Genomic DNA, 16,269 nt, shown 5'->3' with positions numbered 1-16,269 from the left:
ACCGTAGTGGATGCGCGCTATGCGTAGCGGAACCGTACGCCCAGCAGGCTCTCCTCGCGCAGCGTCGAGGGGCGTTCGGAGCGCAGCAGCGTCACGGTCCACTGCGGCAGCTCGGCCGGCGGCCGGAAGGTGACCAACCGGCCGCCCAGGTCGATCGTGTCGGAGGCGGCCGCGTCAAAGCCGAGGATCTGGGACCACTGCTTGACCGTGGCCTCCGGGTCGCGGGACGGCACCTCCACGGACACGATGTCGTCGATCAGGGCGTGCGGCGACGGTTCGACGCCCATGTCGTCCCAGAACCAGGCGTCGCGGTCCGCGATGCCGTCCAGTTCCAGCAGTAGCCCCACGTCCGCCGGGTGGAACTGCACGATCGGGTGGCCCATGACCTCCTGATCGGCGACCACGCGTACGCCCAGCGACAGGGCTCGGTCCCGGGCGGCCAGCGGGTCGCTGTGCTGGACCGACAGGGCGTAGCCGCCCTGGCCGTACTTGGACAGCCAGCGGGCGATCGACACATCCGGGGTCAGCGGGCCTACGAGCTCGAGGTACGAGCCGCCGGCCAGGGCCATGGTGTCGTCGGACATGCCGATCGTGGCCAGTTCGGGGTCGGCGAAGCCCGTGCCCAGGCCGTAGTGGTCGCGCAGGAGGCGGCCGTCGGCGGTGATGTCCGGGGTGGCCAGGACGAGCTGGCGCAGCAAGGCCCAGTCGGTCATGTCGATGCTCCATATGACTCGCGGAGGAGGCGTTTGAGGACTTTGCCGGAGGCGTTGCGGGGTAGGGCTTCCACCTCGTGTACCGCCACCGGGCACTTGAAGTGGGCCAGGCGCTCGCGGGACCAGGGGATCAGGTCGTCCACCGGGCCGTCGGCGACCACGACCGCGAGCGGGGACTCGCCCCAGCGCGAGGAGGGCACGCCGATCACGGCCACGTCCAGGACGTGTGGGTGGGCGGCCAGGACCTGTTCCACCTCGGCGGGGTACACGTTTTCGCCGCCCGAGACGATCATGTCCTTGATGCGGTCGCGGAGGTACAGGTAGCCGCCGCCGTCGAAGGCGCCCGCGTCGCCGGTGTGCAGCCAGCCGTCCACAATGGACTCAGAAGTGGCGTCGGCGTTGCCCCAGTAGCCGCGGGTGACCGCCGGGCCGCGGACCAGGATCTCGCCGATCGCGGAGACCTTGACCTCCAGGCCGGGCAGCGGGCGGCCCACCGAGGTCAGGCGGCCGTCCGGGCGGTGCTCCCCGGGATCCAGGACGGTGGCGACGCCGGTGGTCTCCGTCAGGCCGTACGACTGATGGAACTGGGCGCCGAAAACCTCCGTGGCCCTCGTCATCAGCGCCGGGGTGATCGGGGCGCCGCCGTAGACGATGTGGCGCAGAGCGGGAAGCCCGGCCCGCCGGTCCGAGATGGCCTGGATGAGCGTCGGGACCATCGCCGCGTGGGTGACCCGGTGGTCGACCAGCTGGCGGAACATGCTCTCGGGGGTCGGGTCGGCGTTCTGGACGATGGTGCCGCCCGCGGCCAGGGTGATCAGGGACCAGCCGGTGCCGGCGATGTGGTGGTACGGGGTCGGGACCAGGCTCACCGCGTGCTCGTCGACCTCGAACAGGGCGCCGAACGCGCCCACCGTCCAGGCGAGTTGCTCATCGTCGATGATGACGCCCTTGGGGCGGCCCGTGGTGCCGGAGGAGTACATGATCATGACCGGGGCGTCGTCGTGGACCCGGCCGATGCCCGCGTCCTCGGCGATCCAGGCCGCCTCGGCGTCCGAGAGGCGGAAGTTGACCGGGACCAGAGTGGCGCCGCACCGCAGACAAGCCAGGAGGAGTTCCCAGAACTCTGTACGGTTGCGGCCCCGGTACAGCACCCGCTCGCCCCGCCGGAACGACAGGCGCGAAGCCGCGCGCCACAATGAAGCGTACGAGACCGATCGATCATCGCCGGTGATGGCCGTTTTGTCCGAAATATGCGAAGAGAGCAACGACAGAACAGCACTCATGAGATGGTCACGTCGCCGCCGCCGCGGAGGGGTTCGCGGCACTGGTCGCAGGCCAGCCTCGGGGTGAAGATGCGCCGGCACTCGGTGTGGCGGTAGACCAGCGCGCGGCCCTCGGGGGCCTTGAACCAGCGGTGGCCCCAGTCCAGGGTGCACATGACGACCGGGAAGAACGCGCGGCCCTTCGCGGTCAGGTGGTAGCTGAGCCAGTCCGCGCGCTCGGTGCCCGGCGCCGGGTCCAGCACGCCCAGGTCGCAGAACGTGCGCAGGCGGTCGGCGACCATGGTCGGCGGGGCACCCAGGCGTTGCTCGAAGTCCTTGAAGCGGTGCGCGCCCAGGAACGCGGCGCCAAGTAGGGCCGACGACCAGCGATTGCCGATCAGGGCCATGGTCTGCGGGAACAGGCCGGGACTGGCGCCGCCGCCGGCGAACGAGCGCCTGCGGGTGGTGGCCGCGGGGACGCTGCGCTCCCAGGTGCCGCTGGGGCCGAAGCCGCCGGTGACGTCGCGGGGCTCGACGGGCTTGCCGCAGGCCGCGCACAGCAGCAGGGGCTGGAACGCCTGGCCGCAGCGGGCGTGGCGCATGACCGGGAGCTGCTCCTCGTGCTGGGGCACCCAGCGGGCCTCCCAGGCCCAGATGGCCAGCAGGATGGGCCAGGTGTCGCGGCCGCGCTTGGTCAGGCGGTACTCGAAGCGCGGCGGACGGTCCTGGTACGCCACCTTCTCCATCAGGCCCAGTTCAGCGAGGCGAGACAGGCGGCTCGTCAGCACCGAGTTGGAGATGGGCAGGCGGTCGAGGTAGTCGCTGTACCGGCGGACACCCGCGGTGGCGTAGCGCAGGATCAGCAGCGTCCACTCGTCGCCGATGATGCCCAGGGCGTGCGCCACCGCGTTCTGGCCCCCGGCGGGCAGCTGCGAGGGGGTGTCACCGGCATGTTCGCTCACGCAGGGCCCATCCGCAGGGCGGCCGAGACGGTGTCGGCGGTGGACCAGCCCGGGATCGAAGAGCCAGAAGCCCAGGTCGCGTGGGTACCGCTGGAAACCCGCTCCGGCAGCGCCACCCGCGCGATCGGGCCGTCGGCGACCCGCTGGGCGTCGAAGACGAGGCACTCGGAGAGGTTGCGGTTCATGTCGGTCACGATCGTAATCAGGTACCCGTCGTCCTCGCCCTTCGAACCGACCCGCGGGGCCATGGCGGTCTCGCTGCCGAAGACGCCCTCGCCGAACGCGTAGCGCTCGTCGTGCCCGGTCTGCAGGTCGTGCTTCACGACCCCGTCGAAGAGGAACCAGCCCTCGACACCGGTGGCCGCGTACGCGTACCGGTTGCGCCGCCCCGCGTGCCGCCCGTTGATCATGCCGAACTCGGTGACCGTGTCGCGCAGCCGTTCTTCGCGGACTTGTCCCGTAACCAGGTTGAGGCGCCAGCGGTGCAGGTGCGACTGCATCCGGTCGAGCGCGAGGAAGCGGAACATGCGCTGGTAGTACGAGCCGTCGCCGCGGTCCTGGGGCTCGGGGTCGTCCTGGAAGAAGCCGTCGAGGACGATCTCGTCGCCCTCCTCGTAGGCGTTGACCCAGTGCAGCACGTACGTGGGGTCGGCCTCGAACCAGCGGACCTGCTCCGACGTGCCGCGGCGCGGGACGACCCCGATCCGCAGCGGCAGCTCCGGGTGGAAGCGGGCCGCGTGGACGCCCTGTTCGAGGAGCTCGGGCTCCCAGAAGAGCGGGCAGTCGTTCAAAATCGCATAGTTTTCCGTGTACGCCATGTCGTGCGGCAGCCGCGGCCCGGGCAACGGCACGTCGATGTAGTGCACCAGGTGGTTCTGCGCGTCGACGACCCCGTAGTGCAGGTAGGGCGCGGCCTTGCCGTAGTTGAAGAACAGCAGCTCGCCGGTGTGCTCGTCGCTCTTGGGATGCGCCGATACGCCCCACTGCGACGGGAACTTGCCGCCCCACGCCGACTTGCCCAGCGTGTCGAGGGTGAGCGGATTCAGGCGGTACAAGTCGCCGCATTGATAGAAGCTCGACAGGGCCACCCCTGCGTGCACGACGACGTCGGTGCTGGAGGAGTCCTTGAGCCCGCCGCGCGCGCCCCAGCCCTCGCGCAGGCTCCTGGCCGGCGGCTCGGCCAGGCCGGCCCAGAGCGGCTCCTTGGTCTCCTGCTCGGCGAGGAAGCCGTCGGTGCGCACGAACCGGTTGCGGTAGAACGCCTTGCCGTCGCGGAATCCGACGACGTGGATCATGCCGTCGCCGTCGAACGGGTGGTACTTGCCGGCGATGGCGGGATGCACCGGGTTCTCGGTGTTGCGCAGGTACACGCCGTCGAGGTCGGCCGGGATCTCGCCGGTCACGGTGAGGTCGTCGGCGCGCCACTCGCTCGTCTGCGGCTGCCAGGGCCCGGTGCGGTACGGGTGGTCGTCGTCCTCAGGCAGCGTGGACAGGGCGTGACCGACCAGCTCGACATCCATGGAGTCGTCCTTCTAACTGGCCGCGCCGACCACGAGGCTGACCGTCGTGGTGGTGCTGCCGCCGATGTTGAGGGTGGCGAAGGTACGCGCGCCGGGCACCTGGTAGGGGCCGGCCTGGCCGGTCACCTGCCGGTGGGCGTCGACGAGCATCCGCACGCCGGTCGCGCCGACGGGGTGGCCGCCGCCGATCAGGCCGCCGCTGGGGTTCATCGGGATCCGGCCGCCGATGGCGAGCTCGCCGGACTCGACCGCCTTCCAGCTCTCGCCGGGCGCGGTGATGCCGAAGTGGTCGATCGCCGCGTACTGCGACATCGTGAAGCAGTCGTGCGTCTCGATGCCGTCGACGTCCGCCACGCCCCCGATCCCGGCCCGCCCGAACGCGTCGAGGACCGCCTTGCGCACGTGCGGCAGCACGTACGGCTGGTCGGCGCTCTGCCGCAGCTTCTGCTCCAGCGACAGCCCGACGGTGGCGTGGCCCCAGCCGAGGATGCGGCTGCGGTCCCGGCCGGCGATGTCGGGGTGGGCCGCGAGGTACCGGTCGGAGACGAGCACGACCCCGGCCGCGCCGTCGGTGACCTGGCTGCAGTCGTTGCGCCGCAGCCGCCCCTCGACCGGCGGGTTGGCCGCGTCGTCGTCCGTGAAGCTGGCGTCGGTGAACGTCCAGTTGCGGGTCTGGGCGTTGGGGTTGACCCGGGCGTTGTCGAAGTTGAGGCGGCCGATCGCACGCAGGTGGGCGTCGTCGATCCCGTACCGCTTGTCGTACTCGTCGGCCAGGGCGCTGAACATGTACGGCCACATGAACTTGGCCTGCTGCCCCTCGTGGCCGATCCAGGCGGCGGCGCCGAGGTGCCCGGCGGCCTGGTCGCCCGGGACGGTGCGCTCCAGCTCGGCGCCGAGCACGAGGGCCACGTCGTAGCGGCCGGACTCGAGGTCGGCCATGGCGGCGAGGATCGCGGTGCCGCCGGAGGCGCAGGCGGCCTCGTGGCGGGTGGCGGGGATGCCCCAGAGCCGCTCGTCGACGGTGGCGGGCATGCCGCCGAGCTGGCCCTGGCCGGTGAAGAGCTGGCCGAAGGCGTTGCCGACGTGGATCACCCCGATGTCGCCGGGATCGACGCCGGACGCGTCGAGGGTCCCGGTCGTCACCTCCTGGAAGAGCTCGGCGAAGCCGTGACCGGCGCGGGCCCAGTTGCGGGCGAAGTCGGTCTGGAAGCCACCTACGACCCAGGTGTCAGACGCGGCCATGAGCCACCTCCCATTCGAGCTTCCTTACTATAACAAGCAGAGTCGCTCGTCAACGCCTGGCCGCCCTGACCTAGGTCATCTCTTGCCAATGGTGCACATTGAGACTACACCTAACAGAGTGACCACACGCGACGTGTACGTCTTGGAGTACCTGCGGACGGCGCGCGGCAAGGGCTCGGCCAAGGGCTCCCTGCACCACCTGAGCCCGACCGAGCTCGTCGTGCGCCTCCAGCGCGCGCTCGTCGAGCGCACCGGGCTCGACCCGGCCCGCATCGACGACGTGACCCTCGGCCTCGCCTCCCAGAACGGCGAGCAGGGCGCGAACCTCCCCCGGACCGCCGCGCTGCTGGCCGGCTGGGGCGAGCACGTGCCCGGGGTCAGCCTCAACCGGTTCTGCGCCTCCGGCATCGACGCGGTCGCCCAGACCGCCGCCCGGGTCCGCGCCGAGGACCTCGACCTGGCGGTGGCCGGCGGGGTGGAGAGCGTCTCCCGGGTGCCGATGTTCTCCGACGAGGGCCCGCTGTGGAGCGACCCCGACACCATCCGCCGGGTCGGCTCGATCCACATGGGCATCGCGGCCGACCTCAACGCGACGCTGGACGGTATCCATCGCGAGGCCCTCGACGCGTACGGGCTGGAGACCCAGACCAAGGCCGCGGCCGCCTGGGACGCCGGGTTCTACGCGCGGGCCGTGGTGGACGTCGACGGGTTCGCCCGCGACGAGCTGGTGCGGCCCGGCACCACCCTCGAGTCCCTGGCCGCGCTGCCGCCGGCGTTCGCCGAGCTGGGCGCCTCCGGCCAGGACGCCATCGCGCTGGCCGCCCACCCCGAGGCCGGGGCGATCGAGCACCGGCACACCGTCGGCACCTCCCCCGCGATCGCCGACGCCGCCGCGCTGGTGCTGCTGGGGACGCGCGCGGCGGCCGAGGCCTCCGGTCTGGCCCCGCGGGCGCGGGTGGTGGCGGCGGCGACGTGCAGTACCGACCCGGTCATCATGCTGACCGCCGGGCAGCAGGCGGTGGAGAAGGTCATCGCCAAGGCCGGCCTCACGCCGGCCGACATCGACGTGTTCGAGTTCGCGGAGGCGTTCTCGGCGCTGTGCCTGAAGTTCCGCCGCGACCTCGGCGCCGGCCCCGAGCGGATGAACCCCAACGGCGGCACGATCGCGATGGGCCACGCGTTCGGCGCGACCGGCGCGATCCTGCTCGGCCAGTGCGTCGAGGAGCTGCAGGCCCGGGGCGGGCGCTACGGCGTCGCCGCGGTGTCCGGCGCGGCCGGCCTCGGCGTGGCCGTGCTCGTCGAGCGGGTCGACGCGTGAGCCGCCTGGACGGACTCGCCGGCGTCGTGACCGGCGGCGGCAAGGGGCTCGGCCGCGCGTTCGCCCTGCACCTCGCCTCGCTGGGGGCGGCCGTGGTGGTGAACAACCGCAACCGCGCGGTCGACTCGGCGGGATCCGTGGTCGCCGAGATCACCGCGGCCGGCGGGCGGGCCGTCGCCGACTACACCGACGTGACCGACCCGGACGCCGGCGACAATCTGGTGACGACGGCCCTTTCGGCGTACGGCCGGCTCGACTTCTGCGTCACCAGCGCCGCGATCTCCGGGCCGGCGATGTTCCACAAGACGACCCTGGACGCCTTCGCCGCCGTGCAGACCGTGAACGTGCTCGGCACCGCCGGGGTCGCCGCCGCGGCCGCCCGGCACATGCGGGGCGCGGGCGGCGGGCGGATCGTGCTCGTGGCCAGCACCGCCGGGCTGCACGGGGAGCCGACGGTCTCGGCCTACGCGGCCAGCAAGGGTGCGGTCATCGCGCTGGGCCGCACGATCGCCGTCGAAGGGGCGCCCCGCGGGGTGTACACGAACGTGCTGCTGCCGTACGCCACCACGCAGATGACGGACGCCGGGATGGCCGAGCAGTTCCGCGACGCCATGACGGCCGCGTCGGTGGCGCCGGTCGTCGCCGCGCTCGTCGACCCGGCCGGCACGCTCAACGGCGAGGTGATCGTGGCCGCGAACGGCTCGCTGCGCGCGACCAGCTCCGTCGAGTGGGGCACCGTCCGCGTGCCGTCCACGTTGGACGCGGCCGGATTGACCGGTTTGCTGGACGCCAGCCGTTCCGGGAAGCCGCACGAGTACCGCACCGCCCAGGACGCCTTCGCCGACTTCGCCGAGGAGACGCTGCCGTGAACTGGACCGCGCTGCTGATCAACCTCGGCGCGTCGCTGGTCGCCGTCGCCGTGGTGATGGCCCTGACGATGGCCTACGCGCTCCGGCGCGGCGAGCAGTCCATTGTGGACACAGTGTGGGGGCTCGGCTTCGCCGTCGTCGCCGCCGTGTCCTTCTTCCTCTCCGCGGGCGAGGGCGACGGCCTGCAGCGGTGGGTGACCCTGGCGCTGACGGCGGTGTGGGGCGTGCGGCTCGGCGCCTACATCTACGCGCGCAACCGGGGCAAGGGCGAGGACCCGCGGTACGCGGCGCTGTTGCGGCACAACCAGGGGAAGCTGGTGCCGTACGTCATCCGGACCATCTACTGGCCGCAGGGCGCCATCATGTGGGTCGTCTCGCTCCCGGTCCAGGTGGCCATGTACGTCGCCGAGCCGATCCCGGCGCTGCTGTGGGCCGGCGTCGCGGTCTGGGCGATCGGCTTCGCGTTCGAGGCGGTCGGCGACGCGCAGCTGGCGAGCTTCAAGCGCGACCCGGCCAACGCCGGCCGGCTGATGGACCGCGGCCTGTGGGCGTGGACCCGCCACCCCAACTACTTCGGCGACTCCGTCGTGTGGACCGGGCTGTTCCTGCTCGCCTGCTCGCACTGGGTCGGCCTGCTGAGCATCGTCGGCCCGGCGCTGATGACCCACATGCTGGTGAACAAGAGCGGCAAGGCCCTGCTGGAGCGGCGGATGAGCCGCAAACGGGGCCCGGAGTACGCTGCGTACGTGGCCCGCACCAGCGGTTTCTTCCCGCGTCCGCCGCGCCGTGGGACAGCATGACGTACCGGACCTGCTGGAGGTTCTGAACCTCCGGCAGGTCGCACCGTCCGCGTTCGAGGGTCGCAACGCCGCCCTCGACCTGCCCAGGGTCTTCGGCGGCCAGCTCGCCGCCCAGGCCCTGGTCGCCGCCGCGCGCACGGTGCCGGCCGCGCAGGTCCCGCAGTCGCTGCACGCCACCTTCCTGCGCCCCGGCCTGCCCCAGGCGCCGAACCGCTTCGCCGTCGAGCACGTCCGCGACGGCCGGACCCGCTCGACCCGCTCGGTCGCCGTCACCCAGCACGGCCGCGAGGTGGTCCGGCTGACCGCGGGCTTCGGCGCCCCGGCGAGCGGCATGACCCACCAGACCCCGCCGCCGGACGCGGGCAAGCCGGAGGACGCCCCGACGCTGTACGAGACCATCGCCGACGAGGGCGGCCCGACCGGCCTGTGGACCGGCTTCGACGCCGTGGAGCTGCGGGTGGCCCCGAGCGCCGCGGGCCCGGCGTCGCGCGGCCTGGTCTGGATGCGCGCGGCGGGCACCCTGCCCGACGATCCCGTCGTCCACGCGGCGGTCCTCTGTTACGCCAGCGATCTCACCCTGCTGTCTTCCGCTCTGGTACCGCACGGGCTCCGCCTCGGCCGCGAGCGCGACCACAGCCACGCGTGGGACACCGTGTCGCTGGACCACGCCCTGTGGTTCCACCACATCCCGCGCGCCGACGAGTGGTTCCTGTTCGACCAGCACTCGCCGGTCGCCTCCCACGGCCGCGCCCTCGGCACCGCCCACGTCTACGACAGCGCGGGCGAACTGGTCGCCACCGTCACCCAGGAGGGACTGCTCGTCGGCACTCCCCTGCCCTGAGCCGCCGCACGTGTCTACGGTGGACGCATGCGACCCGCCAGTGCTGCGCTGTTCGCCTCCGTCCTGCTCCTCGGCGCATCGGTCCTGCTCCTCGGCGCCTGTGCCGAGGAGCCGCCGCCCGGCACCGGCATCCCCTTCGCCGACGCGAAGTCGGCCGGGCTGGTGCGCACCGACGCCGTCGCCGTCGAGGGGCCCGCGCAGGTGCGCACGGGCGGCCGCGCGGTGGCGTTCGACGTCACGGTCCGCCTCGCGTCGGCTGACGGTCCCCGCACGGTCGACGCCGACTTCTCCGGGACGTGCGAGCTGTCGGGCACCACGCACCCGCGCGGGGTTCCGGCCGAGCCGGCCGCGCGGGTGACGGTCACCGTCGAGGTGCCGGCCGGGGCCGGGGAGTGCGAGGTCGTCGTCGACGCCTGGGCCAGCGGCCGGACGTACACCGGCGACGACCTGCGCACCACCTTCCGGCCCTGACCGGGTCGGCGGCGGCTCAGCGCACGGTGACCACCGCGCGCGAGCCGTTGTTGAACGGGTTGGGATCCGGGGTCGAGGACAGGGCCAGGCAGTAGAACGTCCGCGTGTTCCACCGCCACCGCAGCGCCGTGGCGGTCAGCGTGACCGTCCGCGACGCCGAGGCCTTCGGGCCCAGCTTCCCGGTGTCGAACAGGATCGCGCCGCGGACCACCCGGCCGCCGCCCGCGTCCCGCACGGTCACGCCGGGCGGCAGGATCAGCACCGCGATCGACCTGTTGGCGGTGCCCGGTCCCCTGTTGGTCACCGTGAGCGTCACCTTGAACGTGCTGCCGGCCCGGGTGGTGGCCGGCGCGGACACCGTCGAGACCAGGTCGGCCCGCGACACCGTCGCCTCGGTGACCATCTCGGTGAAGGTGGCCGCGGTCGCGGTACCCGTGGTGGCGGTGACGGTCACCGGGCCGGCCGTCGTGCCGGCCTTGAGCGGTGCCGAGGTGGCCGCCCCGGAGCTGCCGGTCACCGCCTGGCTGGTCGCGCCGCCGGGGGTGAACGTGGCGCCGGCGGCCACCGTGAACGTGACCGTGGCTCCGGCCACCGGGTTGCCGTACGCGTCCACCACCTGGGCGACCAGCGGCGCCGCGAACGTCTTGCCGGCCGCCGCGGACTGCCCGTCGCCGGACCCGGTCTGCACCGTGGCGGCCGGCCCGGCGGTCACCGTCAGGGTCGCGGTCGCCGTGGCGGTGCTCCCGCCGACCGGCGCGGTCGCGGTCACGGTGTGCGCCCCGGCGGCGGTGGCCGTGCAGGTCAGCGCGGCGCAGGAGCCGTCCGGGGCGATGGCGAGGGCGACCCCCGCCGGCGTGCCCAGGTCGTGCCCGGCGGCGTCGTACCCGGTGACCGTGAAGGTCGCCGTGCCGCCCGCGGCGATCGCGGAGCCGGCCGGGGCCAGCGCGATGCGGGCCACCGGCTGGGTGACCGGCGGCTGGTCCTGCACCGGCTCGTCGGTGACGTAGACCTCGGTGGTGGCCGCGGCCGTGTTCGAGCTCTCCCCGCCGTCGGCGTCGATCTCCAGGTAGGCGGCGCTGGTGGCCGGCCCGGCCGCGACGACGACCGGCAGCGTCTGGCTCGCGCCGGCGGCCAGGGTGACCTCGGCCGGCAGGCCCGACACGGTCAGCCCGCTCGCGCTGACCGAGAGCCGGTACGTGACCTGCGTGTCGCGGTGGTTGGTGACGGTGACCGGCAGCGGCGCGCTCGTGCCCGACCTGATGGCCAGCTGCCCGGGCAGCCCGGCGAGCGTCACCGGATGGTAGTCGGGCGCCGCCGCGACCAGGTCCTGGGCCGACGGCTCCTCGTCGACCGCGGTGGTGGCCGGGGCCGAGACCGGGTCGCCGGCCCCGCCGAGCGCGCCGCCGCCGTCGTAGATCAGACCGGCCCAGTCGTTGAAGTCGCGCAATGTCTCGTTGTCCAGGGTGTCGTTGCGGACGCCCTGGATGACGACGCCGGTGACGTTCGCCCGGACCGTGCCGCCGATCGTGTTGTCGCAGTTCCAGTCCACCGACCGGACGGACGGTGACACGGCATGGATGGTGCCGTCGGGACAGGCCCACGAGGTGCCGATGTCGTTGGCCACCGAGTCGGGCTCGAGGCCGGCGCCCTCGTCCAGGGAGCTCTCGGTGATCGGGTTGAGGGTGCCCTCCGAGTAGTCGAGCAGCGCCGTGTTGCTGTACTTCGGCACACCCGACATCTGCCAGTGGTAGTTCATCACCGAGGGGTAGTTCGGCTTCCAGTTGATCTGGTTCTCGACCGAGCCGCCGTGACTGAGCCCGAGGTTGTGCCCGAGCTCGTGCATGAACGTGCCGGCCTCCTGCTGGCGGGTCGGGCCGTTGCCGTTGAACACGCCGTACGCGAGCATGAAGTCACGGCCGGCGTACAGGCCGCTGCTGCCCCGCGACAGGCCCGAGTTGCCCTTGGCGTTGAAGCGGCCGATGTACATCGCCAGGTGGAAGATGCGGGCCCGGCGCTGGTCGGTCATCGCGGCCGAGCGCAGGTGGTCGTCGTACCAGGTCCAGTCGAAGTCGTTGCCGTTCGCGCCCGGGATGGTGTCGGGCACGTCGATGCCCGCGTTGGCGACCTGGCTGAGCGAGCCCCAGGTGGCGTTGGTGTCCGGGTTCATGAGGCTGGCGGGGCCGGCGTCGACGTGCAGGCGTACACCGTGGGCCTTGAACGCGTCCTGCACGTCGCGCAGGGCGGCCAGCGACGGCCGGCGGTGCACCGTGGAGCAGTTGAAGATCCAGAAGGAGCAGCGGCGGGACTGGGTCCAGTTGACCTGGACGAAGACGTCGGGCTTGTCGGGGGTGGCGCCGAAGTCGGACAGCTTGAAGTCCGGGGTGCCGTCGCCGTTGGTGTCGACGCCGCCGTCGGGGCGCTCCCAGGTGTCGGGGAAGCCGTCGCCGTCGGTGTCGGAGACGTCCACGCCGGTCGGCGAGAACGCGGTCAGGTGGGAGAACGAGGCCTCCGCGCCGCCGGCGAGGGTGGTGCGCCACGAGAGCCCGGCGCCGTTGTCCTGGCGGGTGGCGTCCTCGGAGGTGTCCGGGAAGTCCTGCTGCGAACCGATGCGCGACCAGACGGTGCCGTAGAACGACTCGTAGAAGTGCGAGCCGGCGGTCAGCGGCGCCCACTGCTCGACCCGGCTGCCCGGCGCCGACCCGGCGGTGCAGGCGACCGATCCGGCCGCGCGGTCCGACGCGCCGAAGCCGAAGTCGCTGTTCTGCAGGTAGCAGTCGCCGGCGCGGTACACGACGATCTCGACCGGGTTCGCGGTCAGGTTCAGCACCTGGACCCGCGTCGAGTAGTTCTCCTGGCCGACCACGTACAGGTCGGTCTGGGTGACCCGCAGCGGGCCGCCGGTCACGACGGTGACGACGCGGTACGGGTCCAGCGCGGTGCCGGAACCCGAGCTGTCCTGGGACTGCGGGGTCCACGCGGTGCGCGGCGCCGCGCTGCCGCCGGCGGGAATGTTCGCCGGGCCGTAGAGCACGCCGCCGGCCGCGATGAGGGTGCCGCAGGCGGTGGTGCCGAAGAACTCCGGCAGCGAGTCGCCGGCGTAGTTGACCGCGCAGTTGAGGTCGGCGGTGGTCTGGATGGACGTGAGCGGGCCGTTCGAGGTGATGACCCCGCCGTCCGCGGCGGCCGCGGCGGGAGCGGCGCCGGCCAGGAGTGCACCGGCGGACGCGAGGAGTGGCACCATCAACTGGGCGACGAGACGTCGGCTTCGCACGGCGGCCTCCAAAGGCACGGCGATTTTGGCCGAACGTACTGCCGCCGACACGCAGCGTTCTACGGGCGCGACCGGGTTCTGGCCGCGCGGCTGCGGTGTCGCACCCGGAACGCCGACCGGTTCCGGGTCGCCGTGAGCGCTTGTCGATGTTTAGGAGCGCAGCGGTTCGAGGACCGGACCGTCGGCGGTGTCGACCACGCGCCAGCCGGCCGCCGCGATCTCGTCGCGGATTCGGTCGGATTCGGGCCAGTCACGGCGATTGCGGGCATCCTCGCGCCGGACGAGCAGGGCCCGCAACTCCTCGTCCACAGTGGACACCTCGGTGCGGCCGTCCAGCTCCGACGGGTCGAGCGTGCCCAGGCTCAGGCCGAGGACGGTGTCGGCCGCCGCCAGCAGCACCGTCAAATCTTCTTCTGGAAGCTCTTCGCCGCGCACCGCCGTGGTCAGGTCGGCCAGCGCCCGCGGCGTGTTGAGGTCGTCGGACAGCGCCTCGTCCAGGCGGTGCAGCGCGGCGCGGCCGGCGTCGGTGGCCATCGCCTCCAGGGCGGCGGTCAGGGTCGGGATCGCCGGCAGCGGGCGCAGGGCCTGGGCGCGGCCCAGGAGGCGGCGCAGGGCGGACGAGGCGGCGCGCACCGCGGCGTCGGTCAGCTCGAGCTGGCTGCGGTACGTGGCCGTGAGCAGGAAGTAGCGGTAGGCCAGCGGGTGCAGGCCGTCGTCGACGAGGTCCTGCAGGAGCGGGGCGCCGCCCTCGGACTTGGCGACCTTGCGGTTGCGCAGCAGGACGAACTCGTTGTGCAGCCACAGCGGGACCCAGGGGCGGCCGGCGCCGAGGTACGCCTCGCTCTGCGCGATCTCGTTCACGTGGTGGATCTCGCGGTGGTCGACGCCGCCGGTGTGGATGTCGAAGTGCTCGCCGAGCAGGTCGATGCTCATCACCGAGCACTCCAGGTGCCAGCCGGGCACGCCGGGGCCCCACGGGGAGTCCCAGCGCATGACCCGCCGCCGGCCGGGGGCCTCCGTGCGCCAGACGGCGAAGTCGGCCTTGTTGCGCTTCCCCGGTACCGTCTCCAGCCGCGCCCCCTCGCGCTGCCCCTCCATCGAGATCTGGGCCAGGGTGCCGTAGCCGGACGAGCGCGCGGTGTCGAAGTACAGGCCGCTGTCCAGCTGATACGTGAAACCGTCCGCATCGAGCTGGCGGGCGAAGTCGAGCATCTGCGGTACATAATCGGACGCCCGGGGCAGGTCGGACGGGGTCCGCACGTTCAGCCGGGCGATGTCGCGCAGGTAGGCCTCGGTGTAGTGGGCGGTGACCTCCCGCACCGACTTGAGCTCGCGCCGGGCGGCCGCCTCGACCTTGTCCTCGCCCAGGTCGCTCTCGCCGACCGTGTGGCCGACGTCGGTGATGTTGACGACCTGGCGGACGCGCAGCCCCTTCCACTCCAGCACCCGGCGCAGGGTGTCGCTGAAGACGTAGGGGCGCATGTTGCCGAGGTGGGCGTAGGAGTACACGGTGGGGCCGCAGGTGTAGATGCCGACCTCGCCGGGGACGAGCGGGCGCAGCGGCTCCGCCTGCCGGGTGAGCGAGTTGTACAGCATGATGGATGCACCGTCGGCCATGACCGAAAACGCTACCAATCGTGGTTTTCAGGCGTTCAGATGCCGCCGCAGGAAGTCCAGGGCGTGGGCGAGCAGCCGGGACACGTGCATCTGCGACAGCCCGACGGCCGCGGCGATCTCCGACTGGGTGTGGTTGCCGTAGAAGCGCAGCGCGAGGATGCGCTGCTCCCGCTCCGGCAGCCGGGCGATCAGGCGGCGCAGCGCCTCCTGGTGCTCGACCAGGTCGTACTCGGGCTCCTCGACGCCGACGGTCTCGGCCACCGTCACCTCGGGCTCCGCGCCCGTGTGGGTCGGCGCCTCCAGCGACAGCGGGCGCAGCATCCGGGCCGCCACGATCAGCTCGACGACCTCCCGCTCCGCGACGCCCAGATACGCCGCCAGCTCGGCGATCACCGGCGGCCGGCGCAGCTGCTGGGTGAGCTCGTCGCGCGCCCGTTGCAGGCGGATGCGCAGGTCCTGCAGGCGGCGGGGGACGCGCACGCCGGAGGTGCGGTCCCGGAAGTACCGCTTCAGCTCCCCGATGATCGTCGGGGTCGCGTAGGCCCCGAAGTCGACGCCGTGCTCGGGGTCGAAGCCGTCCACCGCCTTGACCAGCCCGAGCGCCGCCACCTGCATCAGGTCGCCGCGCGCGTCCGGCGGCCCGTAGCGGCGCGCCATCCGCCGCGCCGCGGGCAGGCAGGCCTCGACGACGGCGTTGCGGGCCCGCAGCCGCCGCGGGTCGGACGGGTCCAGCTCCCGGAACCGGCGCACCAGCTCGATCACCTCGGCCGGGAACTGCCCGGGCGGCGGCGGCAGCTCGCTGAGGACGATCGGCTCGCGCTGCCGCTCGTCGACGGGCCAGTCCAGCTCGTCGTACGCCCGTAACCGCTTGGCCGCCCCGACGATCTCCAGCGCGGCCAGGACGGTGCCGTTCGTCCCGGCCACCCGCACGCAGGCACCGTGCTGCTCGGCGCGGCGGCGCACGTACAGCAGCACACGGATGGCCGCGGCGTCGATCAGCCGCAGCCGCCCCGCCTCCAGCACGATCTCGCGCCGCCCGGCATCGAGCTGGGCGAACACGAGCTGGCGCAGGTAGGGCGCGGTCGCGTAGTCGGCCACCCCGGTCAGCTCGAACAGGCACCGCTCGCCGTCGGTCGACGAGAGCACAGACAGCTCCACAGTGCCATCGTGTGCTGGCAGCCTGCTCACAACTAGTCCGTGAAGCGACGATTCGCCCGCAAGTTATACAGAGAGCGAACTGTCGATCCCTCTCCGGAGTGAAATCTCGGCAAACCCGTAACCGCCGCTTGTCCCCCGGACGAGCTACACGAGGGTGCCCACCACACGGTGACGCCGGGGCCCGGCCGGTCCACCTAGCGTCATCGATGTCAGCACACCTCTTGA

The 16,269-nt window shown here is 72.5% G+C and carries 13 protein-coding genes; 5 read left to right on the top strand and 8 right to left on the bottom strand.

Features of this window, described 5'->3' with window-relative positions; translation table 11 throughout:
• Positions 1 to 17: 17 nt before the first annotated feature.
• Genes ACQPZ4_RS14075 through ACQPZ4_RS14055 form a run of 5 tightly spaced genes read right to left on the bottom strand, consistent with a single transcriptional unit; the run spans position 18 to position 5,699 of the window.
• Entirely contained in the window at positions 18 to 713 is a 696-nt protein-coding gene (locus tag ACQPZ4_RS14075; protein ID WP_433060145.1) for a hypothetical protein, read from the bottom strand.
• Positions 710 to 1,996, bottom strand: coding sequence for an AMP-binding protein (locus ACQPZ4_RS14070; protein WP_433060142.1), 1,287 nt, complete (start codon positions 1,994 to 1,996; stop codon positions 710 to 712). Before ACQPZ4_RS14070 ends, ACQPZ4_RS14075 begins: the two co-directional genes overlap by 4 nt.
• The gene (locus ACQPZ4_RS14065; RefSeq protein WP_433060140.1) at positions 1,993 to 2,937 is read right to left on the bottom strand and encodes a winged helix-turn-helix transcriptional regulator; all 945 of its coding nucleotides are present in this window, start codon (positions 2,935 to 2,937) and stop codon (positions 1,993 to 1,995) included. Before ACQPZ4_RS14065 ends, ACQPZ4_RS14070 begins: the two co-directional genes overlap by 4 nt.
• Positions 2,934 to 4,457, bottom strand: a complete 1,524-nt coding sequence (locus ACQPZ4_RS14060; RefSeq protein WP_433060137.1) for a carotenoid oxygenase family protein — start codon at positions 4,455 to 4,457, stop codon at positions 2,934 to 2,936. The genes ACQPZ4_RS14065 and ACQPZ4_RS14060 overlap by 4 nt, the downstream gene beginning before the upstream one ends.
• 12 nt (positions 4,458 to 4,469) lie before the next feature.
• Positions 4,470 to 5,699, bottom strand: coding sequence for an acetyl-CoA acetyltransferase (locus ACQPZ4_RS14055; protein ID WP_433060135.1), 1,230 nt, complete (start codon positions 5,697 to 5,699; stop codon positions 4,470 to 4,472).
• A 118-nt stretch (positions 5,700 to 5,817) separates the two neighbouring features.
• Here ACQPZ4_RS14055 and ACQPZ4_RS14050 point away from each other — a divergent pair, with 118 nt between their 5' ends.
• The 5 genes from ACQPZ4_RS14050 to ACQPZ4_RS14030 are packed head-to-tail and all read left to right on the top strand — an operon-like array spanning position 5,818 to position 9,998.
• Positions 5,818 to 7,017, top strand: a complete 1,200-nt coding sequence (locus ACQPZ4_RS14050) for an acetyl-CoA C-acyltransferase (protein ID WP_433060133.1) — start codon at positions 5,818 to 5,820, stop codon at positions 7,015 to 7,017.
• The gene (locus ACQPZ4_RS14045; RefSeq protein WP_433060130.1) at positions 7,014 to 7,886 is read left to right on the top strand and encodes an SDR family NAD(P)-dependent oxidoreductase; all 873 of its coding nucleotides are present in this window, start codon (positions 7,014 to 7,016) and stop codon (positions 7,884 to 7,886) included. The genes ACQPZ4_RS14050 and ACQPZ4_RS14045 overlap by 4 nt, the downstream gene beginning before the upstream one ends.
• Positions 7,883 to 8,686: a DUF1295 domain-containing protein gene (locus ACQPZ4_RS14040; RefSeq protein WP_433060128.1), complete on the top strand. Its 804-nt coding sequence runs from the start codon at positions 7,883 to 7,885 to the stop codon at positions 8,684 to 8,686. The genes ACQPZ4_RS14045 and ACQPZ4_RS14040 overlap by 4 nt, the downstream gene beginning before the upstream one ends.
• Positions 8,673 to 9,527 (top strand): acyl-CoA thioesterase, encoded by an 855-nt coding sequence (locus ACQPZ4_RS14035; protein ID WP_433060125.1) that lies wholly within the window; start codon positions 8,673 to 8,675, stop codon positions 9,525 to 9,527. Before ACQPZ4_RS14040 ends, ACQPZ4_RS14035 begins: the two co-directional genes overlap by 14 nt.
• Positions 9,528 to 9,554: 27 nt before the next feature.
• On the top strand, positions 9,555 to 9,998 hold the full coding sequence (locus ACQPZ4_RS14030; protein WP_433060122.1) for a hypothetical protein: 444 nt from the start codon (positions 9,555 to 9,557) through the stop codon (positions 9,996 to 9,998).
• A gap of 16 nt (positions 9,999 to 10,014) precedes the next feature.
• Here the strand turns inward: ACQPZ4_RS14030 and ACQPZ4_RS14025 are convergent, their stop codons facing one another.
• The 3 genes from ACQPZ4_RS14025 to ACQPZ4_RS14015 form a co-directional block, all read right to left on the bottom strand.
• A complete protein-coding gene (locus ACQPZ4_RS14025) occupies positions 10,015 to 13,269 on the bottom strand; it encodes a zinc-dependent metalloprotease family protein (protein WP_433060120.1) in 3,255 nt (1,084 codons plus the stop codon).
• A gap of 150 nt (positions 13,270 to 13,419) precedes the next feature.
• Positions 13,420 to 14,886 carry a cysteine--tRNA ligase gene (cysS, locus tag ACQPZ4_RS14020; RefSeq protein WP_433060117.1) on the bottom strand — a complete coding sequence of 489 codons (1,467 nt, stop codon included), beginning with the start codon at positions 14,884 to 14,886 and terminating at the stop codon, positions 13,420 to 13,422.
• A 27-nt stretch (positions 14,887 to 14,913) separates the two neighbouring features.
• Positions 14,914 to 16,044, bottom strand: coding sequence for a SigB/SigF/SigG family RNA polymerase sigma factor (locus ACQPZ4_RS14015; protein WP_433060114.1), 1,131 nt, complete (start codon positions 16,042 to 16,044; stop codon positions 14,914 to 14,916).
• Positions 16,045 to 16,269: the final 225 nt, after the last annotated feature.

Origin of the sequence: Dactylosporangium sp. CS-033363, from assembly GCF_050942475.1 — a bacterium.
Classification (GTDB): domain Bacteria; phylum Actinomycetota; class Actinomycetes; order Mycobacteriales; family Micromonosporaceae; genus Dactylosporangium.
This window is presented reverse-complemented; position numbering and strand designations above follow the sequence as displayed.